The organism is Variovorax sp. V116 (genome assembly GCF_041154435.1).
GTDB classification, from domain to species: Bacteria; Pseudomonadota; Gammaproteobacteria; order Burkholderiales; family Burkholderiaceae_C; genus Variovorax; species Variovorax paradoxus.
The window spans coordinates 719,019-744,818 of record NZ_AP028662.1 but is presented as its reverse complement, the minus strand read 5'-3'; the positions used below and the strand labels follow the sequence as shown (position 1 = coordinate 744,818).

Below are 25,800 nucleotides of genomic sequence, written 5' to 3'. Positions count from 1 at the left end.
TTGGTTGGCTTACTTGGCGACCGGCACGATGCTGTGAGCCATCTCGGTACCGATCCCCATGGCCCGGGCGCGGGCCAGCAGCATCTCGGCGGTGATGACGTCCTGCAGCGCGGAGCCGACGGACTTGTAGAGAACGATGTCTTCTGGCTTGCGTACGACCCCGCCTCCAACGAAGTCGGCGAGCGACACCAGCTTGCCGGCAAAGGCCACGCCGGCTCGGGTCGCTGCCAGCATGTCGCCGGTGTCGTGGGCGACCTCTTCGGGCATGTCGGCAACGATCAGGGACGCGCGGACAATGGTTTCTTCATCGACCTCGCGCTGTTCGGGCAGCGTGGAGCCGATCGACACCACGGTCATGCCGGGGGCCAGCCATTCACCGCGGATCACGGGCGACTCGTCGCGGCTGCGCGCGGCGCAGAGCACGACATCCGTGCCCTCGATCGCTCCGGACGCCGATGCAGCGGCCTCGATGTCGAGGCCGTGCTCTTGGCGGACCGTCGACGCAAACTTCTCCCGGTTCGCCTGTGTCGGGCTGAAGATGCGAACGCGCGCGATGTCCCGTACGGCGGCCAGGGCCGCGAGGAGCCCCTTCGCCTCGAAGCCGGAGCCGATCACGGCCACCCTCAACGGTTTGTGCGGCGCTGCAGCGTCTACCGCGACCGCGGCGGTGGCTGCGGTGCGGATGCCCGTGATGCGGTTGCCGTCGATGAGTGCAGCCAGGCCCATCGTCTCCTGGTCGAAAAGTGAGACGAGGTAGCTGGCACGGCGCGCCTTCATGCTGGCGGAGATCAGCTTGCAGCCCATGTGCCTGCCGCTTGGCGACACGGCCGTGAGCCCGCGCAGCCAGGTGCCCTCGCCGCGGGCCATGGAGCGCGGCGGCACCATGGCAGCGGCGATCGGGCTGACGTAGGCGCTGTGCAGGGCGTCGAAGGCGGCCTGCCAGTCCGTCAGCCGGGCCACGTCCGCGTCTGTGAGAAAAAGGGTCGGCGGCAACGCTATGGCCGCCGCGGAATTGAGGGTGCCCAAGGCGAGGTCTCCTGTAATGGGCACGATCGTAGGCAGCGCCCCTCCCCCTGGCGACCCATCGGAGGCCAAAGCAGCTTTCCCGATTCGGGATAGCTCGCTAGCTCTGCCTTGCCGACTTGAGCATGACTGGTGCCATGGACTTCAGCAGGCGCATGACTTCCCAGGTTGCCTTGGTATGAGCACGGTGTTGGGTGACCCCGAGCACGACTGCGCGCGACAGTGCTGGACGGACGATGCGGACGGCCGCGAGCCGGCGCGCCTCGTTGGCCGTCAGCGTGCCGGCCGTGATCGCGTATCCGCCGCCACTGGCCGTGATCTCATGCTGCAGCCGGATCGAATCGGCCTCCAGCACCTGCGTGAGCGTCAGCCCCTTCTGCCGCGCGAGCATCGCGAGGCGTGCGCGCAGCGGGTGCGGCTCGCTCGGCAGCACCAACGGCAAACCCGCGACATCATCGAAATCGATCGTCTTTCGCCCCGCCAGCGGGTCCTTGGCCGGCACCACCAGATACAGCGGCAGACGTGTGAGCACGGTTTCCTCCGGCGCGGCGGTGTCTTCTTCCCGCAGCAGCAAGGCAAGGTCGAGACGGCCCTGGACCAGCCACTCTTCCAATTGCGCGCTCGATCCTTCGGTGAGATGCAATCGGACCTGAGGCCAGGACTTGCGGACGGCCGAGAACAAGGGGCCGGCCAGCACCGCCACCGTAGACGGCAGCAGGCCGAAGCGCACGTCGCCCACCGGCGTTCCGCTGTTCGTGCGCATGTCATCGGCCAGTTGCTCCGCATCGCGGATCAACATCATTACCCGCGGGTAGACCTGCTGCCCGAATTCAGTCAGAACGACGCCGCGGCCGGTCCGGCGGAACAGGCGCGTCCCGGACTCCTGCTCCAAGCGCGTGATGTGCCGGCTTACCACCGACTGCTGCATGTCGAGCGCAAGCGCCGCGCCGGAGACGCTGCCGGCATCCGCAACTTTCACGAACAGTTGCCATTTGGGGTCCAGGATGTTTTGCACGCGGGCATTGTGCATGGGTCGCCATGTGCGACGCGTCGAACCGGCGGACCTTCGGCCAGGTCCATGGCGAATGCGGTTCAGCGCCCCGCGGCAACTGCGTTGACCCGATCGACGCCGGCCTCGTCCGTGAAAAGCCCGATGAAGAGATTCCGCATCCAGTGGTGCGCCGGATCCGATTCGAAGCGCCGGCTCCAATGCAGCGACACGGTGAAGGCGCTGCGGGGAAGCTCCGCCGGAAGCACCGCATAGCGCTTCGGCTCGATGAACCTGCGCGCGATCGCCTGCGGCATCACGACGGCGAAATCGGTGCGAGCGATGATCGCCGGCAGCGCAAGGAAGTGCGCCGAATTGAGCACCAGCCGTTCATCGAGACCGAGCTGCTGCAGGATGCGGAAGGTCTCCGAGTGCGAGCGCACGGCCACGTACTCCAGGCGCCGCAGGTCCTGGATCGTCATGCGCACATCCGCCGCCTTCGAAGCCTTGGCCATCGGATGCCCCGCCCGCACCACCACCGCGTAGCGATCGCGCAGCAGGTCGACGCGCTCCGTGCCGCTGACCGAGGGCAGAAACCCGAGCGCGAAATGGATGGCGCCGGTTTCAAGCGCATCGGTGATCTCGCCGTGCGGCAGCGGCGTCGTGTGCACCCGAATGCCGGGTGCCTGGCGGTGCAGGGCTTCCATGAGTTCCGGCAGCAGCCGGGCCTCGCCGATGTCGTTCATGTGCAGCCGGACAGTCATTCGCGAGCGCGAAGGGTCGAAGGTGTCTTCGTCCCGCAGTACATCCTCGATAGCGGCCACGGCCGGCTGAACGACGCTTGCGAGCCGCTCCGCGCGCAGGGTCGGCCGCATGCGCCCGTTGGCGCGCACGAAGAGCGCATCGCCCAGCGCGAGCCGCAACCGCGTCAACCCCTGGCTGGCCGCGGGCTGGGACAGCCCCAGCGCATCGGCCGCGCGGCTGACGCTGCCCAGCCGGTACACCGCCTCGAACAGGCGGAGCAGGTTCATGTCGAGCTTTTCAGTATGCATACCGCTTATTTTGCTATAGACATTTCATTGTATTGATGAATACCGGATGAACCGCAAAACTGCGGACTTCATCTAGGAGCATCCATGGACAGACGCGTCGAACTTCCCGCGCAAGCATCCCTCTCGGCAGGCAGCACCCTGACCGTGCGGGACGCGGTTTTCAGGCTGCTGCGCGCGTTCGGCATGACCAGCGTGTTCGGCAACCCGGGATCGACGGAACTGCCGATGTTCATCGACTTCCCCGAAGACTTCCGCTACGTGCTCGGTCTGCAGGAGTCCGTGGTCGTCGGCATGGCGGACGGCTACGCGCAGGCCACGCACAACGCGGCCTTCATCAACCTGCATTCCGCCGCCGGCGTCGGCCACGCGATGGGCAACATCTTCACGGCCTTTCGCAACCGCACGCCGCTGGTGATCACGGCCGGTCAGCAGGCGCGATCGATCCTGCCCTTCGAGCCCTTCCTCGGCTCCACGCAGGCGCCCGAGCTGCCGAGGCCCTACGTCAAGTGGAGCGTCGAGCCGGCGCGGGCCGAGGACGTTCCGCTGGCGATCGCGCGGGCCTACTACATAGCGATGACGCCGCCGCGCGGCCCGGTGCTGGTCTCGATTCCGTCGGACGATTGGGACGTGCAGACCCTGCCGGTCGATGCACGCGAGGTCAGCCGCCATGTGCGCGCAGACCCCGACCTTCTCGCGCGCATTGCCGCGGCCCTCGATGGCGCCCGGTCCCCCGCCTTCGTGGTCGGTGCCGCGGTCGATCGCGACGAGGCCTGGAAAGAAGCGGTTCAATTGGCCGAGCGGCACAACGCCCGCGTGTACGTCGCGCCCATGTCGGGCCGATGCAGCTTCCCGGAAGACCATCCGCTGTGGGCAGGCTTCCTGCCGCCGATGCGCGAGCGCATCGTCGAGCGGCTCGCCGGCCACGACCTCGTATTTGCGCTCGGTGCGCCGGCGTTCACCTACCACGTGCCGGGCGAAGGGCCGCACCTGCCCGAAGGATGCGAGCTGGTGCAGCTCACGGACGATCCGCAGGTCGCAGCCTGGGCGCCGACGGGAACCTCCGTGGTCGGCAGCATCCGCCTGGGATTGCTCGACCTGCTCGAGTGCAGCACGCCGCGGGACCGCCCGCCACCGCCTGCCCACGTGCGGCCGCCGCGCGTCGCCGAGCCCGAGCCCGGCGAACGCCTGCCGGTCGCCTGGGTCCTGCAGACGCTGGCCGACGTTCGCGCGCGCGACAGCATCCTGGTCGAGGAAGCCCCGAGCGCACGGCCCGTGATGCACGGCCACCTGCCGGTCTTCGAGTCGGAAACCTTCTACACCATGTGCAGCGGCGGCCTGGGCTTCGGCCTACCGGCCGCGGTGGGGGTGGCACTGGGCAAGCCGGGCGCACGGGTCATTGCATTGGTGGGCGATGGTTCGGCGATGTATGCCATCCAGGCGCTGTGGAGCGCAGCCCAGCTGGCGCTGCCGGTCACGGTGCTGATCCTGAAGAACCGCCGCTATGCCGCGCTGTACGAGTTCGCCCGCATCTTCGGCTACCGGCCCGACGCGCATGTTCCGGGCACCGACCTGCCCGATCTCGATTTTGTCGCGCTGGCCGGCGCGCAAGGCATGAAGGGGCTGCGCGTCGAGGCCGCGGAGCAGCTGCGCCCCGCATTGCACCAGGCCCTGCAATCGACCGCACCGATGCTGGTCGAGATCGAAGTGGCCTGACGGTTTTTCGCATTTCCATATCTACAAGGAGACAAGACGATGGGCACGATATCGATGTTGATCAATGGCGAGAGCCGGCAGGCCTCGGACGGGGCCACCTTCGAGCGCCGCAATCCGCTCGATGGCGCGGTAGCGACCATTGCGCCAGCCGCCACGAAGGCCGACGCGGTGGCGGCGGTCGAAGCCGCCGCTGCCGCCTTTCCGGCCTGGTCCCGCACCGGCCCGGGTGAACGCAGGGCGCTGCTGCTGAAGGCGGCACAGGCCATCGAGGCGAAGGCCCAGGCCCTGACGGAGGCCATGGCCTCCGAGACCGGCGCCGGCGCCCCGTGGGCCGGATTCAACGTGCACCTGGCCGCCGGCATGCTGCAGGAAGCGGCCGGCATGACCACCCAGATCAGCGGCGAGGTCATCCCCTCCGACGTGCCCGGCAGCCTGGCCATGGGCCTGCGCCGACCGGCTGGCGTCGTGCTGGGCATTGCGCCATGGAATGCACCGGTGATCCTCGGCGTGCGTGCGATCGCCACGCCGCTGGCCTGCGGCAACACGGTGGTGTTCAAGGGCTCGGAGCTCAGCCCGGCCACGCACGGCCTGATCGTCGAGGCCTTCAAGGATGCGGGCTTCCCGCCGGGCGTCGTCAACTTCGTGACCAATGCGCCGGCCGATGCGTCTGAGGTGGTCGAAGCGATCGTGTCCCACCCGGCGCTGCGCCGTGTGAACTTCACCGGCTCCACCCGCGTCGGCCGGCTGATCGCGCAGACCTGCGCGAAGTACCTGAAGCCGGCGGTGCTCGAGTTGGGCGGCAAGGCTCCGCTGGTCGTGCTGGACGATGCCGACCTCGACGCCGCCGTCAGCGGCGCCGCCTTCGGCGCCTTCGCCAACAGCGGCCAGATCTGCATGAGCACCGAGCGCATCATCGTGGACCGCAAGATCGCGGACGCCTTCGTCGCGAAGCTCGCCGCCAAGGCCGTGCAGCTGCCGCTGGGCGACCCGCGCAAGGGGCCGGTGGTGCTGGGTTCGGTGGTCGATGCAAGCACCGTCGAGCGTTGCAATGCGCTGATCGACGATGCGCTCGCCAAGGGCGCGAAACTCGTGTGCGGCGGCAAGGCCGAGAGCACGCTGATGCCCGCAACGCTGCTCGACCATGTCACGCCGCAGATGCGCATCTACCATGAGGAGAGCTTCGGCCCCGTGAAGCCGGTGGTGCGCGTGGACGGCGTCGACGAAGCGGTGCGCGTGGCCAACGACAACCCCTACGGGCTGTCCTCCGCCGTGTTCGGGCGCGACATCGCGCGTGCCTGGGATGTGGCCAACCGCATCGACTCCGGCATCTGCCACGTGAACGGCCCGACCGTGCACGACGAGGCGCAGATGCCCTTCGGCGGCGTGAAGGACTCGGGCTACGGCCGCTTCGGCGGCAAGGCCGGCATCGACGCCTTCACCGAGCTGCGGTGGCTCACGGTGCAGACCACCGACCGCCACTATCCGTTCTGATGAAGCGCAGGAGACAGCCCATGAAATCCCTGCTCGCCACCGCGGCGCTGGCGCTCGGCCTCGGACCGTGCGGCATCGCCCGCGCCCAGGACTGGCCCCGGCAGCCCATCAAGATCGTCGCCAACTTCGCGCCCGGCGGCGCGGCCGACCAGCTGGCCCGCGTGATCAGCGCGCCCTTGCACGAAGCACTCGGGCAGCCGGTGCTCGTGGAGAACAGGGGCGGCGCGGGCGGCAACCTGGGCGGCGATTTCGTCGCCAAGTCGCCGGCCGACGGCTATACCTTCCTGATGAGTTCCGGCGGCATGGTGTCGATCAATCCGCACATCTACGCGAAGATGTCGTTCGACCCCGCGAAGGATCTCGTGCCGGTCGCGTCCGTTGCACGCGTGCCGTTCTACCTGGTGGTGCGCGCCGACAGCCCGGTCAAGGACTTCAAGGGCCTGGTCGCCGACCTCAAGGCCCACCCCGGCAAGCGCTCGTTCGGATCGCCCGGCAACGGGAGCTCGCCTCACCTCGCGGCGGAGATGATGACGGGCCAGACAGGAACAACGGCCATCCACGTGCCCTACCGCGGCGCGGCGCCCGCGCTGACGGACCTGCTGGGCGGCCAGATCGACTTCCTCTTCGATCCGGGAATCAGCATCCAGCACGTCAAGACAGGCAAGCTGCGCATGCTGGCGGTCGCAAGCCTCAAGCGCGCGCCCCAGATGCCCGAGGTGCCCACGCTCGACGAACTCGGCCTTAAGGGATTCGACGCCGATGCCGTGTTCGGCCTCTACGCGCCGGCTGGCACGAGGCCAGCCGTGATCCAGCGGATCAATGCCGAGGTCAACCGCGCGCTCGCACTGCCAGCTGTCAGGACAACCATCGAAACCCTCGGCAACGTGCCGGAGTCGCTGACGCCTGCAGCCTTTGGCGACAAGGGCGCGGCCGACTTCAAGCGTTTGGGCGCCGTGATCCGGGAGCGCGGCATCCGCGCCGATTGATGCATGAAGAAGAAAGACAGCCGATGACCGCCACGCCCCGGCCTGCAGCCGGCCCCCCTCCCCTCATCGCCACGGACGTGCTGATCGCCGGCGGTGGCCCCTGCGGCCTGATGCTCGCCAACGAACTCGGCCGCCGCGGCATCCGCTGCCTGCTGATCGATGCCAAGCCGGGCACGGCCTTCAATCCGCAGGCCAACGCGACGCAGGCCCGCACGATGGAGCACTTCCGCCGGCTCGGCTTCGCGCACGAGATCCGTGCGCTCGGGCTGCCAGCCGACCACCCGACGGACATCGCCTACTTCACGCGCCTGGCGGGGCATGAGCTGGCCCGCATCAGCCTGCCCACGGCCGCGGAGGCCGCGGTGAGGGTCAGGACGATGACCGGGTCCTGGAGCGCCGCCGAGCTGCCGCATCGCGTGTCGCAGAAATTCGTCGAGCAGGCGCTGCGCCGCCATGCGCAGGCTTGGCCTTCGGCCGACGTGCGCTATGGCTGGCGGCTGGAGCGCTTCAGTGACGACGGTGGATCGGTGAGCGCCACGGTGCGGCCGAGCGAAGACGGACCTGCGCAGGAGGTGGCCGCGAAATTCCTGATCGGCGCCGACGGCGCGCGCAGCCTGGTCCGCCAACAGCTGGGCATCGAATGGGGCGGCGTGAGCGGCATCCAGCGCGAGTTCATGGGCGGCAAGATGTTCGCCATCTACCTGCGCGCGCCGCAGTTCGTCGACGTGCTGCGCCACCCCAAGGCCTGGATGTACGTGGCCGTCAACCACGAAAGGCGCGCCTTCATGGCCTCGGTGGACGGCGTGTCCGAATACGCCTTCCATGCGGCGCTGCGCCCCGGCGAAGATGCCGACGGCTGGACCGAGGCCGATGCGCGCCGTGTCTTTTCCGAGGCGGTAGGCGCCGACGTGCCGATCGAGATCCTCTCGATGGGCACCTGGCTCGCCGGGCATGCGCTGGTGGCGCAGCGCTTCCAGAAGGGCCGGGTCTTCATCGCGGGGGATGCGGCCCACCTGTTCACGCCCACCGGCGGGCTGGGCTACAACACGGCGGTCGAAGACGCGGTGAACCTGGGCTGGAAGCTCGCGAGCGTGATCCGCGGCCAGGCACCGCCGGCGCTGCTCGACAGCTACGAGGCCGAGCGCAGGCCGCTGGCCGAACGCAACACCGGCTATGCGCGCAAGTTCGCCGACTCGGTGGGGCTCTTCGCGGCAAAGCCCGAACTGGAAGAAGCCTCCCCGCGGGGCGATGCCGAGCGCAAGCTCGCGGGCCTGCACTTCGACGCGCATGCCCGGCTCGAATTCAATATCCCGGGCGTGACCTTCGGCGGCCGCTACGACGCCTCGCCGATCATCGTCGGCGACGGCGCCGTGCTGCCGCCGGACGAGCCGAATGCCTACACACCCACCGCCAGTCCGGGCGGCCGGCCGCCGCATGCATGGCTCGACGACGGGCGCTCGCTGTTCGACCTTTTCCACACCGAATGGACCCTGCTCGCGCTGGGGCCCGATGCGCCCGCGACCAAGGCCTTCGAAGCCGCGGCACGCGAACTGGCAATGGACCTGCGCGTCGTCCGGCTGGCGCAGCCGGCCCTGCGCGAGCTCTACGAAGCGCCGCTCGCGCTGATCCGCCCGGACCAGATCGTCGCATGGCGCGGCGCGGACGCGGACGCGGACGAAGCGGCACGTGTGCTGTCTCGCGTCACTTCAACCCCTTCAACAAGCTCCGTCGATGCGACGAGAGGAGACCCGGCATGAAAGTCAGCACCCCGCTTCTTCGTCTCGCCGCCCTTGCGATGGCCCTGGCGGTGCCGCCTTCGGCCTTCGCGCAGGCCTGGCCGACCAAGCCGGTCCGCCTGGTGGCGGCATTTCCGCCGGGCACGCCGGGCGACGTGATCGCCAGGCTGATACAGCCCGCGCTCCAGGCGGCCTGGAATCAGCCAGTTGTTATCGAGAACAAGACAGGCGCGGGAGGCAACCTGGCCGCCGGGGAAGTCGCGCATGCCAGGGATGGCCACACGCTGCTCGTCGGGCCCGACACGATCCTCACCATCAACCCCCATCTGTACAAGAAGCTGGGCTTCGATCCGAGGGCTTCACTCAAGCCGGTGACCTATTTCGCGAGCTTCAACCAGATGCTGGTCTGCAATCCCGCGGCCGATGTTCCGTCCCTCGCGAAGTTCGTCCAGTTGCCCTCGACGCGGCTGTACGCCTCCGGCGGCGCCGGGACACCGAGCCACATGGCCATGGAGATGCTGCTGGCCACGACCGGAACCCGGCTCACCCATGTGCCCTACAAAGGCCCCGGCCCGGCCGCGCAGGACGTGATGGGCGGCCATGTGGACTGCGGCTTCATCGTCTCCTCCGTCGTCCTGCCGCATGTCCAGAGCGGGCGGCTGCGCGCGATCGCCGTGTCCGGCAAGGAACGATCGGGCCTGCTGCCCGAGGTTCCGACGATCGCGCAGAGCGGACATCCGGGGTTCGATGCCACTTTCTTCGAGACCCTGATGGCACCGTCCAGCCTGCCGGCTGCCACGGTCGAGAAAATCCAGCGTGACGTGCGTGCCGCGCTCCTGGCGCCGGCCGTGAAGACGCGTCTGGCAGAGATGGACCTGCGTGTCGAGGGCTACAGCACGCAGGAGGCAGAGCGGCGCAGCCAGGAGGACTTTGCCAAGTGGGGCACGGTCGCGCAGCGGACCCAACTGCAGCTGGACTGAAGGAGAGCCATCATGCGCAATCTGAACCATCACACCATCACCGACGCCGTGCTCGCGCGGCAGGCGCAGACGGCAGACCCGCGGCTCAAGCGCATCATGGACAGTCTCGTGCAGCACCTGCATGCCTTTGCACGCGAGGTGGAGCTGACCGAAGAGGAGTGGTTCAAGGGCATCGAGTTCCTGACCCGCTGCGGCCACATCACGGACGACAAGCGCCAGGAGTTCATCCTGCTGTCGGACGTGCTGGGCCTGTCGATGCTGACGGTGGCGCAGAACAACGACAAACCCGCCGGCTGCACCGAGGCGACCGTCTTCGGCCCGTTCCATGTGGAAGGGGCACCTCACTACGAGCTCGGTGCGGACATCTCCAACGGTGCGCACGGCATCCCGTGCCTCGTACGCGGCACGGTGCGCGGCATCGGCGGCGAGCCGGTCGCCAACGCCCGCATGGACGTGTGGCAATCGGACGAAGACGGCCTGTATGACGTGCAGCATCCGGAGATCGACCATGCGCAGGCACGCGGCATCGTGCGCGCCGACAGTGAGGGCCGCTACCACTTCCGCTCGATCCTCGCCGTTCCCTACGCCATTCCGCACGATGGCCCGGTGGGCGATCTCTTGAAGGCCACTGGCCGGCATCCGTGGCGTCCCGCGCACCTGCACTTCCTGATCGAGGCCGATGGCTACGAGAAGCTGATCACGCACGTCTTCCGCAGCGACGATCGCTACCTGGATTCGGATGCCGTGTTCGGTGTGCGCCAGTCGCTGATCGCCGATTGGAAGCCGCAGGCCGATGGCTCCTATCTTGTCGAGTACGACTTCGTACTGAACCCCACCAAGCAAGACACCGCGGATGCCTGAGCGTCCTTCTTCAACCGCAATCTGCAAAGGACGCACAATGATCCGGCACATCGTCATGTGGGACGTGCATGGCGGCACGGCCGAGGAGAAGCAGCGAAACGTCGAAAACCTCCAAAAGTGCTTCCATGGTCTGCGCGGCCGCATTCCTGGCTTGCTCCACCTGGAAGTTGGTGTGGATGTCAGCAAGATCGACTATGCCTGCGACGTCGTGTTGTACAGCGAGTTCGAATCCTGGGAGGCATTGGCCGCGTATGCGGTGCATCCGGAACATCTGCGGGTACGCGACGAACTCGCTGGCATCCGCATTGCACGACATCAGGTGGACTACGAAGTCCGGGCCGGCAAGGTCGGGGCTGAGCACGGCACAGCGGGGATCGCATGAGGGATTTCGTCTACAACGGCCAGCCGTCGCGGGTGGTGTTCGGCGCCGGGAGCTTGGCGCATCTCGAACGCGAGATCGAGATTCTCGGGGCACGCCGCGCGCTGGTGCTGTGCACGCCCGAGCAGCAGGGTCAGGCGCAGATGGTTGCCGAGCGACTTGGCGGTCGCGCCGCGGGTGTCTTTGCGCGCGCCGCCATGCATGTGCCCATCGAGACGGCACGTGAGGCCCGCGATGAAGCGCGGCGCCTGGGCGCAGACTGCGCCATCGCCATCGGAGGTGGCTCGACCACCGGCCTGGGCAAGGCCATCGCACTGGAATCCGGCCTGCCGATCCTTGCCATCCCCACGACCTATGCGGGTAGCGAGATGACGCCGATCTACGGCATCACCGAAGGCGGCTTGAAGAAGACCGGCAAGGACGCGCGCGTGCTGCCCCGCACCGTGATCTACGACCCGGAATTGACGCTGACGCTGCCCGTGGCCATGAGCGTCGCGAGCGGCATGAATGCAATTGCGCACGCAGCCGAAGGTCTGTACGCGCGCGACGGCAATCCCGTGATGAGCCTGATGGCCGAGGAAGGCATTCGCGCCTTGGCCAGGGCGCTGCCAGCCATTCGTCAGCGCAGCGACGACATCGATGCCCGCGCAGACGCGCTGTACGGTGCATGGCTGTGCGGTACGGTCCTTGGCAGCGTGGGCATGGCGCTGCACCACAAACTGTGCCACACCCTGGGCGGCAGCTTCAACCTGCCGCATGCCGAGGTGCACACGGTGGTGCTGCCTCAGGCCATCGCTTTCAACGCGCCGGCAGTGCCTGAGGCCATGTCCCGCATCGAACGCGCACTCGGGTCGGCAGAGCCACGCAGCGCCGCGGTGGGCCTTTTCGACCTGGCACGAAACAACGGAGCGCCGGTGGCGCTGCGGGACCTCGGCATGAAGGAGGCCGACCTCGACCGCGCTACGGATCTCGTAGTGAACAACCCTTACTGGAACCCACGAGAGGTCGGCGTAGCTCAGCGACGCGGAATCAGGGAACTCCTGCAAAGGGCCTTCGAGGGCACCCGGCCTGAGTAAGCCGACTATCTGTGGCTGAGGTCAATTGACCCGCCACACCGGCCACGACGTTGAGGAAAACGGTCTCGATTAACCGGAGCAGGTCACCATCGGAGACTTGACTGTTTTTTTCTTCCGTGGCGGGGGGAAGTTAGGAGAATCCGACAAAGCGGCACCGAAGAGCCGCACCCAAGAGCATGCATGCCTTTGCAAGGTAACTACTTTGTTGGCAGCTGACGATCTCGCAAATTAAGAAATGTCGCTGGAACGATCAGCCGATTTTTCATTCGCGATGGCGCGAACAAGCCGGAGCAATGAGGGCTGCAGGATACGTGCTTCGAAATCGCGGCGCGGTATCGCGAGCTGCGCCATGATAAGTCCGTTAACACAATTCAACACAAACGCATAGTCCAGATCTGGATCACTGGACCCAAGTTTCAGAAAGCTGTCCCGCATCAGACGGGCATGTATCTTTCCCCACTTCACCAGCACGCTACCTAACTCTAAGTCGCGCGATCCCGCGAGCGTAAGTTCGGTGATCGCCATGCCCATCGCATGATCATTGACCATGTACTTGATGTTGTGCTCCGCAAGGACGGTGGCGAACCTATCAGCGTCGTCCGCGCACTTCGCAAGTTTAGGTGTGACGAGGGTAATGTTGTTTGCAATTCGACGGCAAACATCTTCGGCGAGTGCGCACATCAGGGCGCTTCGGGAGCCGAAGTAATAGTTGATCGCCCCATGACTTGCATTGGCTTCGACTGAAACCGCTCGCAAAGTTACAGCATGATGGCCGTCGCGAACCAGTACGCGAAGCGCCGCTGCGATCAAGTCTTTGTGACGCTGACTTCCACGCGCGCTCAGTGGCAAATCGGGTTCAGCAAAGGCGCTCACGGAAGGCTCTTAAAAGTCGTCTGGATCCTCAGCTTAGCAGAAGAGGACGTTCGATCATCGGGCCTCGAGTGGTAGAACCGCGGACCAATCTGGCATGTACTCGAGCTTCTCGCCCACGTCTTCGGATGCCGTGAGGTCAGGCGCGATGAAGCCCTCGCCGTCGCGGTGACAGCGTGCAGTTCCGCCTCGCGAGCCACACAGCCCAAAAGTTCAACGCTGCACGATGAGATGGAGAGTGCGCACGGCTCTCACGAGTCTTGCGCGCTGCTGAGGCCACGGCCCTCCGCACCCAGCGCACTAGGCCGTCGCGTCGCCCTCGAGTCACCTCGATGCCGGCTACTGAAACTTCGGGATTCGCATCCTCGGCCAGAGCTTTTGTGTTCGAAGGCTGCATCAGGGCACTGCGTTGTGGATCACGTGGAGCCCTGCCTTGATCACCTGCGCGACTGTTCTCGGGTAAGTACTAGTTCCGCCCGCCTCCTCGGCAGCTAGATTAGCCAGACCGAAACTTATCCACTTGGAGTACTTTCCAGATGACACCAACAACCTTCACGCGGAGGCACTTTGCCCGCATCGCGACCTGGGCAGTGGCTGGGTTGGGTCTTTTGGGACAAGCACTCGCGCAAAACCAGAAGCCGGTGCTGAAGGGCCAAGTGGTGAAGATCGCAGTGATCGAACCCTTGTCGGGGCTGATGGGTTCCGTAGGCACAAGCCTGCTCAAGTCCTATCAATACTTGGCGGAACAATTCAGCGACTCCAATCCAGCGGGCGTGAAATTCGAAATCGTCGGCTTCGATAACAAATTGAGCCCCACCGAAACCCTCGGAGCGCTTAAGAGTGCAATTGATCAGGGTATTCGATTCATTGCGCAAGGCACTGGTTCTGCGCCGGCGCTGGCGCTTATCAACGCAATCGAAAAGCACAATCAACGCAATCCAGGAAAAGAAGTCCTTTACCTGAATCACGCCGCGACCGATCCTGAACTGACTGGCGCCAACTGCAGCTATTGGCACTTCCGCTTTGAGGCCGACACCGCAATGAAAATGGAGGCGTTGACAAGCTTCATTAAAGACCAGCCCAAGGCCAAAAAAGTTTACCTGATCAACCAGAATTACTCCTCCGGCATCCAAATTGCAGAGGCCGCGAAGACCCGATTACGGGAGAAGCGGCCTGATATCGAAATTGTGGGTGATGATCGCCATCCGCTTGCGCAGATACGTGACTTCTCACCTTACATGACAAAAGTTCGCGCATCCGGAGCGGATACGATCATTACAGGGAGCTGGGGTACGGACCTTTCACTGCTTATCAAGGCCGCTGAAGAAAGTGGCTGGAAAGGCACTTTCTACACCTACTACGCCGTCGTCGCAGGCACCCCAACAGCACTGCGCCAAGTTGATGACAATCGCGTGTTTCAGGTGGCCTACAGCCACTACAACATGGGCGGACAAATGAACGTCTGGATGAAAGAATTCCAGAAACGGTTCAACGAGGATTTCTACACGCATGGTGTTGCGCTCGTCTTCGAGCTGCTAAGCAAATCCATCCAGCAGGCCCAATCTGCGGAAGTGATTCGCGTTGCAGAGCAAATGGAAGGAGCCAAATTCAAGGGCTTCAATGGCGTGGTCGAAATGCGAAAATCGGACCACCAACTCCAGCAGCCGTTGTTTGTAACCGTCTGGACGAGCGTCAGCGCTCAAGTTCCCTACAGCGCCGAAGGCACGGGCAAGACATTCGCTCCCGTTCGCGAGTTCACCGCTGACGAGGTTTCACGACCTTCAACCTGTCGAATGGCTCGCCCCTGAGCGACGCTCGACATCGTCAAGTCAAAAAATTTTACCCTCAATTACTCCACTTGGAGCACTAGCGCGAAGCATGAATCACTATTCCAACACGCTTTTTGATCTTGAAGGTTCCACCGCTCTCATTACCGGTGGGTCCCGAGGCATCGGACTTCAAATTGCCGAAGCGCTCGGCAGTGCCGGTGCGCGGCTCATGCTGACGGCGAGAAAAGAGGCCGAACTCGAGGCTGCAGCCGCCCATCTGGGAAAGCTTGGCATCGAGGCTTCCTGGATTGCGGCCGACTCCAGCGACCCGTCCGAAGTTCAACGCGTTTGCAGCAAAACTTTCGACACGCTCGGTCATCTGGACATCTTGGTCAACAACGCGGGGACTTCCTGGGGTGCCTCGGCTGAGACCCACACGCTTCAGGCATGGGACCGCGTCATGAACCTGAATATCAGAAGTCTTTTTCTTTTCAGCCAACAGGCTGCCGTGGGAAGCATGATTCCGCGCAAGCGGGGCCGCATCATCAACATCGCCTCAATTGCCGGGCTCGGCGGAAATCCGGCGCCAATGGAATGCGTCGCTTACAACACCAGCAAAGGAGCCGTCATCACGTTCACCCGTGCACTTGCCGCCGAATGGGGCAAGCATGGAATCAACGTCAATGCGATCTCTCCCGGGCTGTTCCCAAGCAAGATGGCCGATGGGGTGATTGCGGCGTTCGGTGAGGAAAGAATCATCAGCACCACGCCTCTTGGCCGGCTGGGCGATCCAGACGACCTGAAAGGCGCTGCTCTTTTGCTGGCTTCTGCAGCCGGAAAACACATGACCGGGCATGCCATTGTCGTCGATGGCGGCACCAGTTCGGTGATCGGCGCGTGAATGCAGACATCTCTATTCGCCAATGAACGAAAGATCACCCATGACCTTTGATTACGAACCATCCGAGTTGACGCAGCGTGATGAACTGCTTTACGCATGCCAAGAGTTGACCCCCATCTTGCAAGCGGCAAACGACACCGTAGAAAAAGAGCGACATCTGCCAAACGAACTTGCCGAAAGACTGGCTCAGGCCGGCCTCTATCGAATGTTCGTTCCACGTACACTCGGCGGTCTGGAAGCGGATGTGCATACATTCGTCGCCGTCGTTGAAAAGCTGGCGCAAGCCAATGCTGCGGCGGCATGGTGCACGTTTATCTCGAACACGTCGACCATCATCGGGGGCTATCTTCCCGGTCCCGAAGCAAAATTACTGTTCGAGAATCCAAACATCAAAATGGCAGGCGTATTCGCGCCGCGAGGGACTGCGGTCCGCACGGTGGTCGATGGGGTACCCGGCTTCCTGGTGAACGGCAGTTGGATGTGGGGCTCCGCATCGTACAACGCCGATTTCATTACTGGCGGATGCGTGATTCTGGGCGAGGATGGAAAACCAGAAAAATTGGCAGACGGAACACTTGAAAATCGTTCCATGGTTTTTCGGGCGGAGCAAGTATCGATAGCCGACACGTGGCACACGCTCGGTTTGCGCGGAACAGGAAGCAATGAATACAGCGTCAAAGATGCATTCGTCCCTGCCGGCCTGTCGGCATCCATCCTGACCGACGTGCCGATCCCAGGTGCGTTGTTCAAGTTTCCGGTGTTTTGCATTCTGGGCGTCGGCATTGCGGCGGTGGCGCTTGGCATTGCGCGTCTGGCCATCGACAGCCTGATTGAGCTCGCAACAAAAAAGACGCCCCAAGGCAGCGCTCGTCTTCTGGCAGAGCGCGCCTCAACTCAGCAGCATGTCGCAAGGGCGGAAGCCCAGCTTCGCTCCGCACGGGCTTTCTTGATTGACGCAGTGGACCGTGCATGGTCGGCGTCCGCCGACTCGGGGGAGATTTCTGTAGCGCTACGCCGAGACCTTCGACTGGCGACGACCCACGCAAGCGAAGAGGCGGTCCAAGTCGTCACCCGGGTGTATTCCTGCGCGGGCGGCAGCGCGATCTTTGACGACTCTCAACTACAGCGCTGCCTGCGCGATGTCTTGACTGCGTCCCAGCACATGATGGTCAGCGAGTCCACGTATGAGCTCACGGGCCGGCTGTATCTCGGCCTTCCGACAAACGCCGCAATGCTCTGAGGACGCAAATGACAATGCCTGAAGACTGGCTCAGCCGGTTGAAACTGCCGCTCCTGATCGCGCCGATGTTTCTGGTATCTACCGTCGAGCTGGTAGTGGCTGCAAGCCGCAAAGGTGCCATTGGGACCGTTCCCGCGGCGAATGCCAGGACCGTTGAAATCCTGGACGAATGGTTTGATCGAATTTCAACCCAGCTCGGACCGGCCGATGCGCCGTGGGGCGTGAACCTGCTGGTGCATAAAAGCTATCAGCGGCTCAACCAAGACCTTGAGGTAGTGGCGCGCTATCGGCCACCACTGATCATTACGGCCCTCGGAAGTCCGAAAGAGGTCATCGAATGCGTGCATTCATATGGCGGACGGGTGTTTGCCGATGTGAACTCTGTTCAGCATGCCCGGAAAGCCGTCTCGCTCGGGGTCGATGGGCTCGTCCTGGTCGCTGCTGGCGCGGGGGGACACACCGGGATGATGAGCGCCTTTGCAATGGTCCCCGCCATCCGAGAGTTTTTCGGTGGGACGATCGTCTTGGGTGGGGGAATCATCAATGGGTCGGGCATCCGGGCTGCGGAAACGCTCGGCGCGGACCTCGCGTCCATGGGTACGGCATTCATCGCTTGCCCGGAATCCATGGCCAGCGACGCATACCGTCGAATGTTGCTGGATTCGGACATTGACGACCTGATCCTGACCAAAGCTGTTTCTGGCGTGCCGGCATATTGGTTGCGCAAGAGTCTCGCCGCGGTCGGCATCAATGCGGACGAACTCGCCTCTGCTGAGCCGGTGCACAACGCGGACATCGAGCGTTGGACGAAGGTGTGGTCAGCCGGCCATGGAGTGGGATCGCTCAATGCGATTGAGCCGACCGCCACTTTGGTGGACAGGCTGATCCGCGAGTACTGGTCCGCCGTTGAAAGCGGGTCTCAACTGCAGTATTTCGAGGCCGCATGATGACCAATTCCTCGCCACGCATCCTTGGCATTGGGGGCGGGACCAGACCCGGTTCAAGTGCCGAGCGCTATCTGCAGCTTGCACTGAGCGCCGCTGAGAAGGCGGGAGCGACCACAACCTTCCTCGGTGCCCATTCGCTTCGTCTACCGCTTTATGAACCCAGCGCCGCCGCAGACGGTGCGGCACAGCAGCTGGTTGAAGAATTGCGCAGAGCCGACGGAATCATCATCGCATCGCCTGGCTATCACGGCACCGTGTCCGGGTTCATGAAGAACGCGCTGGATTACGCCGAGGAGACCAGAAGCGACAAGCGCCCCTATTTCAGCGAGCGAGCGGTCGGGTGCATGGCCGTAGCGGGCGGATGGCAGGCGGCCGTCGGAACGATGGCTTCCTTGAGGGAGATCGTGCATGCCCTGAGAGGGTGGCCCACCCCGATGGGCGTCGCCATCAACATCGCTGAAGCTCCGCTCGATTCCGAGGGCACCTGCCAATCGATTTCCGTGGTACAGCAAATTCAACTCATGGCAAGCCAGGTTGTTGAATTTGCAAATCTTTCGACCCATCGGCAACTTTAAACACTCGAACCCTGGAGATATCCCATGACCGACCTTTCGCAACTTTCCAACAAGCAGTTCGTTCTCAGGCAGCGTCCCAGTGGGCTGCCCAAAGAAAGCGACTGGCAGCAGGTAAAAACGGCAATCAAGGCGCCAGAGAAAGGAAAGGTGCTTGTGGCGGTCACCTTCATTTCTGTGGACCCCGCCATGCGGTCGTGGATGAATGAAGGCAAGTCCTACATGGAGGCCATCGCCATCGGTGATGTCATGCGGGCCGCAGGGGCAGGTCTGGTCCTGCAGTCCGAGGACGCGAGATTCAGTGTCGGTGATGCTGTGCTAGGGGCTTTCGGTGTTCAAGAGTTCGCGACCATGGATGCCAACGATCTCACGAAGATCGATATTTCGAATGTGCCGGCAACGGCTTACATGGGCGCCCTTGGCACGCCTGGTTTCACGGCCTACTTCGGTCTTCTCGAAATAGGAAAACTCAAATTCGGCGACACGGTCCTGGTATCTGGCGCCGCAGGGGCCGTGGGTTCGGTGGTCGGCCAGATCGCCAAGATCAAGGGATGTCGCGTCGTCGGTATTGCGGGCGGGGCAGAGAAATGCGCTCACCTTGTCAACAACCTGGGGTTTGATGCTGCCGTCGACTACAAACAGTCTGACGCACGTGCTCAGTTGTCAAAAGCATGCCCGGAAGGTGTCGACGTTTATTTCGACAACGTCGGCGGCGAAGTACTTGATCTGGCTCTCGGTCGCATTCGCCGCGGTGCGCGTATTGTGGTTTGCGGCGCCGTCTCGCAGTACAACAATGTAGCCCGTGGCAGTGGGCCAAAGAACTACATGTCTTTGCTCATGAACAGAGCCACGATGGAGGGATTCGTCATTTTCGATTATGAAAAGCGTTATCCCGAGGCACTGCATGCGTTGCGCAGTTGGCTGGCCGCCGGCTGGCTCAAGTCTTACGAAGATGTGCTCGAAGGAATCGAGACTTTTCCCACCGCCCTCCAGCGCATGTTCGAGGGTGGGAACACCGGAAAAATGCTCATCAAGCTCCCAGCACCGACTGGCCTTGCTGCGTTGTGAGGTAGCTTATGAACAATCGCCCGTGGCTGAAACGGTACCCGCCTCAAGTCCCACACACCATTGAACCTTTGAAGGAGCACCAGACTCTTGTCGATTTCTTCAATGCTTCGTTTTACCGCTGGGGCGATCGCATTGCCATTCGTCACGAAAGCAGTGAGCTCAGCTATTCAAATCTGGATTCATTGAGCCTGGGAATCGCAGCGTATCTGCAGACGCTGGGACTCGAGGCGGGCGCAAAAGTAGCCGTCGCTCTTCCCAACTCGCCTCAGTACGTGATAGCGGCAATCGGTGTGATTCGAGCGGGGATGGTATTGGTCAACGTCAATCCCGTCTACACCGCTCGGGAGTTCCTGCTGCAAGTCTCGGACGCTCAAGCCGAGGCGGCCATACTGCTCGAGAGTCAGTTCGATGCAGTGAGAGACGGCCTCCCTCGGACGCAGGTTGCCCACTCAATTCTGTGCAATCTGCGCGTTGCCTTGGAACCCACACGAGAAAGCCTTCGCGCAGACCCTGCCGGCGCCAAATCGGTCATCGATATGCCTCAAGCGCTCTCGCTTGGGATGTCCGCGACCTACTCAATGCCCAAGCTGGACAAGAATGACACCGTGGTTCTGCAATATACCGGCGGGACCACGGGGGTTTCCAAGGGAGCCATGCTCTCGCATGAAGGTCTACTGGCCAACACAGCTCAGAACTCCGCCTGGTTCCAGCCCGCATTGGCGGACATACCAGTCCCCGTGTTCGCATGCGCATTGCCGCTATATCACATCGTTTCCTTCATAACACTTCTGGCGAGCATCAAACTGGGCGGAACCATGCTCCTGATTACCGATCCTCGTGATTCGGCAAAGATGCTGGCGAAACTGCGTGAAGCCCCCTTTCACATGCTGCCCGGCATCAACACGCTGTTCAGCAACTTGATGAATGACCCCGAGTTCGACACAGTCGATTGGCAACATCTCAAGGTGACAACAGCTGGGGGAATGGCCACGCAGCGTCCCATCGCCGCCCGGTGGCTCAAAAGAACGGGTTGCGCCATCAGCGAGGGATACGGGCTTTCCGAGACATCCGGGACGGTGAGCTGCAACCCGCCTCACGGCGACATTCGCCAAGGAACGGTCGGTCCGCCGGCCCCCTCAACTGAAGTGCTGATCCTTGACGAAAGATTCGAGACCCTGCCGCTGGGAGAAATTGGACAAATTGCAGTCCGAGGCCCGCAGTTGTTCAAGGGTTATTGGCAGCGCGAAGCAGAAACCGCTCGATTCATGACGAAAGACGGCTTTTTCCTGACAGGCGATCTCGGCTGCATTGATGAACACGGCTATCTGTGCATTTCCGGTCGAGAGAAAGAAATGATGCTCGTGAGCGGTTTCAACGTCTATCCCAGCGAGATAGAAGCCGTGGCCATTGAAATGGACCAAGTGCTTGAGTGCGCGGCTGTTGGCGTTCCTGATGAGCTCACGGGAGAAGCCGTGAAATTGGTTGTGGTCCCTCGAAGTGACGCGCTTACTGAAGAGTCGATAAGACAACACATGAAGGCAAACCTGACTGCGTACAAGCGGCCGAAGATCATCGAGTTTCGGACAAAGCTCCCCCGGTCAGCCGTCGGGAAGTTGCTGCGCGCCTCACTGGGTGCCGCGCTGTGACGTTGAATATAGGCGTGCCTGCCGAGACGATGGCCGGCGAAACCCGTGTGGCCGTGACACCCGAGACGGTGAAGAAACTTGTCGCCTCCGGGCACACCGTGCGCGTGCAGTCCGGGGCTGGCATTGCAGCCAGCGTCACCGATGCCGCCTACGAGGCCGCCGGTGCCGAGATCGTCAACATGAACGCCGCCTTCGCGGCCGACATGGTGCTCAAGGTGCGCACCCCCAGCGATGCCGAAACCGCGCTCATGAAGCCCGGCACCGTGGTCATCGGCATGCTCAACCCCTTCGATGCGGCCGGCCTGCAGCGCCTGGCCACGGCCGGCCTCACCGCCTTCGCGCTCGAAGCCGCACCGCGCACCACCCGCGCCCAGAGCATGGACGTGCTCTCCTCGCAGGCCAACATCGCGGGCTACAAGGCCGTGATCATCGCGGCCGACAAGTACCAGCGCTTCTTCCCGATGCTCATGACCGCCGCCGGCACCGTGAAGGCCGCGCGCGTGGTCATCCTGGGCGTCGGCGTAGCGGGCCTGCAGGCCATTGCCACCGCCAAGCGCCTGGGGGCCGTCATCGAGGCTTCCGACGTGCGACCGAGCGTCAAGGAGCAGATCGAGTCGCTCGGCGGCAAGTTCATCGAGGTGTCCTACGACACCGACGAAGAAAAGGAAGCCGCGGTCGGCGTCGGCGGCTACGCCAAGCCCATGCCCCCCAGTTGGCTCGCGCGCCAGCAGGTCGAGGTGGCCAAGCGCGTGGCGCTGGCCGACATCGTCATCAGCACCGCGCTCATTCCCGGACGCGCGGCGCCCACGCTCATCACCGAGGACATGGTCAAGGCCATGAAGCCCGGCTCGGTGATCGTCGACATCGCGGCCGGCAAGGGCCCGGGTGGCGTGGGCGGCAACTGCCCGCTGTCGGAAGCCGACAAGACGGTGATCAAGCACGGCGTGACCATCGTCGGCGAGACCAACCTGCCGGCGCTGGTGGCGGCCGATGCGTCGGCGCTTTATGCGCGCAACGTGCTCGACTTCCTCAAGCTGATCGTCACCAAGGAGGGCGGCCTGAAGATCGACCTCGAAGACGACATCGTCGCCGCCTGCCGCGTCGCGCACGACGGCCAGGTCACGAAGAAATAAGCCACCCCGGCACCCCCGCGAGGAGAAGAATCCATGGATCCCGTTTCCCACACCGTCATCAATCTCATCATCTTCGTGCTGGCCATCTACGTGGGCTACCACGTGGTGTGGACCGTCACGCCCGCGCTGCACACGCCGCTGATGGCCGTGACCAACGCGATCTCGGCCATCGTGGTCGTGGGCGCCATGCTGGCGGCCGCGCTCACCGAAACCCCGCTGGGCAAGACCATGGGCGTGCTCGCGGTGGCGCTGGCGGCGGTGAACATCTTCGGCGGCTTCCTGGTCACGCGGCGCATGCTCGAGATGTTCAAGAAGAAAGAGAAGAAGGCCGCACCCAAGGCCGAAGCGGGAGCCTCGCAATGAGCATGAACGTCGTCACGCTGCTGTACCTGGTTGCCAGCGTCTGCTTCATCCAGGCCCTGAAGGGCCTGTCGCACCCCACCACCTCGATCCGCGGCAACCTCTTCGGCATGGCCGGCATGGCCATCGCGGTGGTCACCACCGGCGCGCTGATCTACAAGCTGGCCGGCGGCCAGCTCACGGGCCTGGCCTGGGTGCTGCTGGGGCTGGCGGCCGGCGGCGGCTACGGCGCCTACCGCGCCAAGACGGTCGAGATGACCAAGATGCCCGAGCTGGTGGCCTTCTTCCACAGCATGATCGGCCTGGCGGCGGTGTTCATCGCGGTGGCAGCCGTGGTCGAACCCGCGGCCATGCTCGAAGGCATCGCCAAGGGCGCGCCCATTCCCGCCGGCAACCGGCTCGAGCTGTTCCTGGGCGCGGCCATCGGCGCCATCACCTTCAGCGGCTCGGTGATTGCCTTCGGCAAGCTCTCGGGCACCTACAAGTTCCGCCTGTTCCAGGGCGCGCCGGTGCAGTTCAAGGGCCAGCACATGCTGAACCTGGTGCTCGGCCTGGCCATGATCGGCCTGGGGCTGGTGTTCATGGCCACCGAAAGCTGGCCGGCGTTCTTCGCGATGCTGGCGCTGGCCTTCGTGATGGGCGTGCTCATCATCATCCCGATCGGCGGGGCCGACATGCCGGTGGTGGTGTCCATGCTCAACAGCTACTCGGGCTGGGCGGCCGCGGGCATCGGCTTCAGCCTGAACAACGCGATGCTGATCGTGGCCGGCTCGCTGGTGGGCTCGTCGGGCGCGATCCTGAGCTACATCATGTGCAAGGCCATGAACCGCTCGTTCTTCAACGTGATCCTGGGTGGCTTCGGCGGCGAGGCGGTCACGGCCGGCGGCGCGGCCAAGGAGCAGCGGCCGGTCAAGAGCGGCAGCGCCGACGACGCGGCCTTCGTGCTGGGCAACGCCGAGACGGTGGTGATCGTGCCGGGCTACGGCCTGGCGGTGGCGCGCGCCCAGCATGCGGTGAAGGAACTCGCCGAGAAGCTCACGCACAAGGGCATCACGGTGAAGTACGCGATCCACCCGGTGGCTGGCCGCATGCCGGGCCACATGAATGTGCTCTTGGCCGAGGCCGAGGTACCCTACGACCAGGTGTTCGAGATGGAGGACATCAACGGCGAGTTCGGCCAGGCCGACGTGGCGATCATCCTGGGCGCCAACGACGTGGTGAACCCGGCGGCGCTGCAAAAGGGCAGCCCGATCTACGGCATGCCGATCCTGGAAGCCTACAAGGCCAAGACGGTGATCGTGAACAAGCGCTCCATGGCAGCGGGCTATGCGGGCCTGGACAACGAGCTCTTCTACATGGACAAGACCATGATGGTCTTTGGGGATGCCAAGAAGGTCGTTGAGGACATGGGGAAGGCTGTTGAGTAAAGCCCCGTGCCGTGCATCCCCATGTCTGACCATTCCAAAGGCCCATCAATGACCCTCTCCCTCCAAGGCAAAGTCGCTGTCGTGACCGGCGCAAGCACCGGCATCGGTTTGGCCATTGCCAAACGGTTTGCAGCCGAAGGCGCGAACGTCGTAATCACCGGCCGGCGCCAGAAAGAACTTGACGTCGCGGTCGCTGACGTCGGGGATCAAGCCTCCGCCATTCGCGCGGATGTCTCCAGTCTGCAGGATCTCGACGCCCTCTTCCAGACCGTCAAGCAACACCATGGACGCATCGACGTCTTGGTCGCGAATGCGGGAGGCGGCAGCATGGCTCCGCTTGGCGCGATCACGGAAGAGTTGTTTGACCAGACGTTCAGCACCAACGTGAAGGGGGTGCTCTTCACAGTTCAAAAGGCACTTCCCCTGTTGACGGATGGCGCGACAGTCATCTTGGTTGGTTCTACCAGTTCGATACATGGCGTACCTGCATTCAGTGTCTACAGCGCATCCAAGGCGGCAATTCGGAACTTCGCTCGCAGTTGGATTCTGGATCTCAAAGGTCGCAACATTCGGATCAATGTCCTCAGTCCCGGACCGACGAAGACGCCTGGACTGGTGGGCCTGGTGCCGCTCGAACACCAGCAGGGACTGCTCGACGGTTTTGCAGGCCAGATCCCGATGGGCCGGGTTGGAGAACCCGATGAAATCGGCAAGGCCGCAGTCTTCCTGGCTTCGGACGCCTCGAGCTTCGTCACCGGCATCGAGCTATTCGTCGACGGTGGCATTGCGCAGATCTAGCGACGAAGCTTACGAACGTCGTATTCACGCGGCGCTTCACCGCTGCACCCCAGCCTCTTCCACTTCCTCGAAGGACCCGACCATGAAACTCGACAACGCCACCGTCCTCATCACCGGTGCTAACCGCGGCATCGGTCTCGCTTTCGCCCGCGCTGCTCTGGCCCGCGGCGCGCGCAAGGTCTACGCTGGAGCGCGCGACCCCGCCAATGTCAAGTTGGCCGGCGTCGAACCGATTCGACTCGACGTCACTCGGCCCGAAGACATTGCCGCGGCGGTACGCGATTGCGGCGACGTCACGCTGCTGATCAACAACGCCGGTATCGCGACGCTCGGGGGATTCCTCGCCGAGGGCAGCGTCGAGGCCGCCCGCGCCCAGTTCGAGACCAATTTTTTTGGCCCGCTGCGTATGGCGCTTGCCTTCGCGCCAGTGCTCGCCGGACACGGTGGCGGTGCGATCCTGAACGTCCTGTCGCTCGCGAGCTGGATAACGGCGCCCCGTCTCGCAACCTATGCCGCCACCAAATCGGCCGCCTGGTCACTGACCAACAGTCTGCGTCACGAGTTGCGCGCCCAGGGCACCCAAGTGCTGGGCCTGCACATGGGGTTCGTCGACACTGACATGGCACGCGGCAACGATCAGCCCAAGTCCAGCCCGGACGAGGTGGTGCGCCGCAGCCTCGACGCCCTCCAAGCCGGGGCCGAGGAGGTGCTGGCCGACGAGATCACCCGGCAGGTCAAACAAGGCTTGTCGGCCGAGCCGGGCGTCTACCTTCAGACGACCTAA

24 protein-coding genes are annotated in these 25,800 nt (G+C 63.8%); 20 read left to right on the top strand and 4 right to left on the bottom strand.

Annotation, left to right across the window (positions count from 1 at the left end; translation table 11 throughout):
- Nucleotides 1-9: 9 nt before the first annotated feature.
- From ACAM58_RS29510 to ACAM58_RS29500, 3 genes are all read right to left on the bottom strand, one after another.
- Nucleotides 10-1,026, bottom strand: coding sequence for an ornithine cyclodeaminase family protein (locus tag ACAM58_RS29510; protein ID WP_369664560.1), 1,017 nt, complete (start codon nucleotides 1,024-1,026; stop codon nucleotides 10-12).
- Between the two features lie 97 nt (nucleotides 1,027-1,123).
- Complete coding sequence (locus ACAM58_RS29505) at nucleotides 1,124-2,053, bottom strand: LysR substrate-binding domain-containing protein (RefSeq protein WP_049809740.1); 930 nt, start codon at nucleotides 2,051-2,053, stop codon at nucleotides 1,124-1,126.
- A 62-nt stretch (nucleotides 2,054-2,115) separates the two neighbouring features.
- Complete coding sequence (locus tag ACAM58_RS29500) at nucleotides 2,116-3,063, bottom strand: LysR substrate-binding domain-containing protein (RefSeq protein WP_027730451.1); 948 nt, start codon at nucleotides 3,061-3,063, stop codon at nucleotides 2,116-2,118.
- Nucleotides 3,064-3,147: 84 nt separating this feature from the next.
- On the opposite strand from ACAM58_RS29500, the gene mdlC reads away from it, so the two are divergent.
- Genes mdlC through ACAM58_RS29460 form a run of 8 tightly spaced genes read left to right on the top strand, consistent with a single transcriptional unit; the run spans nucleotide 3,148 to nucleotide 12,285 of the window.
- Nucleotides 3,148-4,776, top strand: coding sequence for a benzoylformate decarboxylase (gene mdlC / locus ACAM58_RS29495; RefSeq protein WP_369664559.1), 1,629 nt, complete (start codon nucleotides 3,148-3,150; stop codon nucleotides 4,774-4,776).
- Between the two features lie 39 nt (nucleotides 4,777-4,815).
- Complete coding sequence (locus ACAM58_RS29490) at nucleotides 4,816-6,267, top strand: aldehyde dehydrogenase (protein ID WP_369664558.1); 1,452 nt, start codon at nucleotides 4,816-4,818, stop codon at nucleotides 6,265-6,267.
- Nucleotides 6,268-6,287: 20 nt separating this feature from the next.
- Entirely contained in the window at nucleotides 6,288-7,253 is a 966-nt protein-coding gene (locus tag ACAM58_RS29485; protein WP_369664557.1) for a Bug family tripartite tricarboxylate transporter substrate binding protein, read from the top strand.
- Between the two features lie 23 nt (nucleotides 7,254-7,276).
- On the top strand, nucleotides 7,277-9,010 hold the full coding sequence (locus ACAM58_RS29480) for an FAD-dependent oxidoreductase (protein WP_369664556.1): 1,734 nt from the start codon (nucleotides 7,277-7,279) through the stop codon (nucleotides 9,008-9,010).
- Entirely contained in the window at nucleotides 9,007-9,969 is a 963-nt protein-coding gene (locus ACAM58_RS29475) for a Bug family tripartite tricarboxylate transporter substrate binding protein (protein ID WP_369664555.1), read from the top strand. The genes ACAM58_RS29480 and ACAM58_RS29475 overlap by 4 nt, the downstream gene beginning before the upstream one ends.
- A 12-nt stretch (nucleotides 9,970-9,981) precedes the next feature.
- Entirely contained in the window at nucleotides 9,982-10,830 is an 849-nt protein-coding gene (locus ACAM58_RS29470) for an intradiol ring-cleavage dioxygenase (protein ID WP_369664554.1), read from the top strand.
- A 37-nt stretch (nucleotides 10,831-10,867) separates the two neighbouring features.
- Entirely contained in the window at nucleotides 10,868-11,212 is a 345-nt protein-coding gene (locus ACAM58_RS29465; RefSeq protein ID WP_369664553.1) for a Dabb family protein, read from the top strand.
- Nucleotides 11,209-12,285, top strand: a complete 1,077-nt coding sequence (locus tag ACAM58_RS29460) for a maleylacetate reductase (RefSeq protein ID WP_369664552.1) — start codon at nucleotides 11,209-11,211, stop codon at nucleotides 12,283-12,285. Before ACAM58_RS29465 ends, ACAM58_RS29460 begins: the two co-directional genes overlap by 4 nt.
- A gap of 228 nt (nucleotides 12,286-12,513) precedes the next feature.
- On the opposite strand, the gene ACAM58_RS29455 is transcribed toward ACAM58_RS29460, so the two are convergent.
- Nucleotides 12,514-13,158 (bottom strand): TetR/AcrR family transcriptional regulator, encoded by a 645-nt coding sequence (locus tag ACAM58_RS29455; RefSeq protein ID WP_369664551.1) that lies wholly within the window; start codon nucleotides 13,156-13,158, stop codon nucleotides 12,514-12,516.
- 533 nt (nucleotides 13,159-13,691) lie between these two features.
- Here ACAM58_RS29455 and ACAM58_RS29450 point away from each other — a divergent pair.
- From ACAM58_RS29450 to ACAM58_RS29395, 12 genes are all read left to right on the top strand, one after another.
- Complete coding sequence (locus ACAM58_RS29450; protein ID WP_369664550.1) at nucleotides 13,692-14,963, top strand: branched-chain amino acid ABC transporter substrate-binding protein; 1,272 nt, start codon at nucleotides 13,692-13,694, stop codon at nucleotides 14,961-14,963.
- A 70-nt stretch (nucleotides 14,964-15,033) separates the two neighbouring features.
- Nucleotides 15,034-15,825 (top strand): SDR family oxidoreductase, encoded by a 792-nt coding sequence (locus ACAM58_RS29445; protein WP_369664549.1) that lies wholly within the window; start codon nucleotides 15,034-15,036, stop codon nucleotides 15,823-15,825.
- A gap of 40 nt (nucleotides 15,826-15,865) precedes the next feature.
- On the top strand, nucleotides 15,866-17,065 hold the full coding sequence (locus ACAM58_RS29440; RefSeq protein WP_369664548.1) for an acyl-CoA dehydrogenase family protein: 1,200 nt from the start codon (nucleotides 15,866-15,868) through the stop codon (nucleotides 17,063-17,065).
- An 8-nt stretch (nucleotides 17,066-17,073) separates the two neighbouring features.
- Nucleotides 17,074-18,012, top strand: a complete 939-nt coding sequence (locus ACAM58_RS29435; RefSeq protein ID WP_369664547.1) for an NAD(P)H-dependent flavin oxidoreductase — start codon at nucleotides 17,074-17,076, stop codon at nucleotides 18,010-18,012.
- Complete coding sequence (locus tag ACAM58_RS29430) at nucleotides 18,009-18,587, top strand: NADPH-dependent FMN reductase (RefSeq protein ID WP_369664546.1); 579 nt, start codon at nucleotides 18,009-18,011, stop codon at nucleotides 18,585-18,587. Before ACAM58_RS29435 ends, ACAM58_RS29430 begins: the two co-directional genes overlap by 4 nt.
- Nucleotides 18,588-18,611: 24 nt before the next feature.
- On the top strand, nucleotides 18,612-19,652 hold the full coding sequence (locus ACAM58_RS29425; RefSeq protein ID WP_369664545.1) for an NADP-dependent oxidoreductase: 1,041 nt from the start codon (nucleotides 18,612-18,614) through the stop codon (nucleotides 19,650-19,652).
- Between the two features lie 8 nt (nucleotides 19,653-19,660).
- Nucleotides 19,661-21,298: an AMP-binding protein gene (locus ACAM58_RS29420; protein WP_369664544.1), complete on the top strand. Its 1,638-nt coding sequence runs from the start codon at nucleotides 19,661-19,663 to the stop codon at nucleotides 21,296-21,298.
- Between the two features lie 2 nt (nucleotides 21,299-21,300).
- A complete protein-coding gene (locus tag ACAM58_RS29415) occupies nucleotides 21,301-22,431 on the top strand; it encodes a Re/Si-specific NAD(P)(+) transhydrogenase subunit alpha (protein WP_369665085.1) in 1,131 nt (376 codons plus the stop codon).
- Nucleotides 22,432-22,464: 33 nt separating this feature from the next.
- Nucleotides 22,465-22,794 carry an NAD(P) transhydrogenase subunit alpha gene (locus tag ACAM58_RS29410; RefSeq protein WP_012745555.1) on the top strand — a complete coding sequence of 110 codons (330 nt, stop codon included), beginning with the start codon at nucleotides 22,465-22,467 and terminating at the stop codon, nucleotides 22,792-22,794.
- A complete protein-coding gene (locus ACAM58_RS29405) occupies nucleotides 22,791-24,218 on the top strand; it encodes an NAD(P)(+) transhydrogenase (Re/Si-specific) subunit beta (RefSeq protein ID WP_369664543.1) in 1,428 nt (475 codons plus the stop codon). The genes ACAM58_RS29410 and ACAM58_RS29405 overlap by 4 nt, the downstream gene beginning before the upstream one ends.
- Before the next feature lie 48 nt (nucleotides 24,219-24,266).
- Nucleotides 24,267-25,016, top strand: coding sequence for an SDR family NAD(P)-dependent oxidoreductase (locus ACAM58_RS29400; RefSeq protein ID WP_369664542.1), 750 nt, complete (start codon nucleotides 24,267-24,269; stop codon nucleotides 25,014-25,016).
- An 82-nt stretch (nucleotides 25,017-25,098) separates the two neighbouring features.
- A complete protein-coding gene (locus ACAM58_RS29395) occupies nucleotides 25,099-25,800 on the top strand; it encodes an SDR family oxidoreductase (protein ID WP_369664541.1) in 702 nt (233 codons plus the stop codon).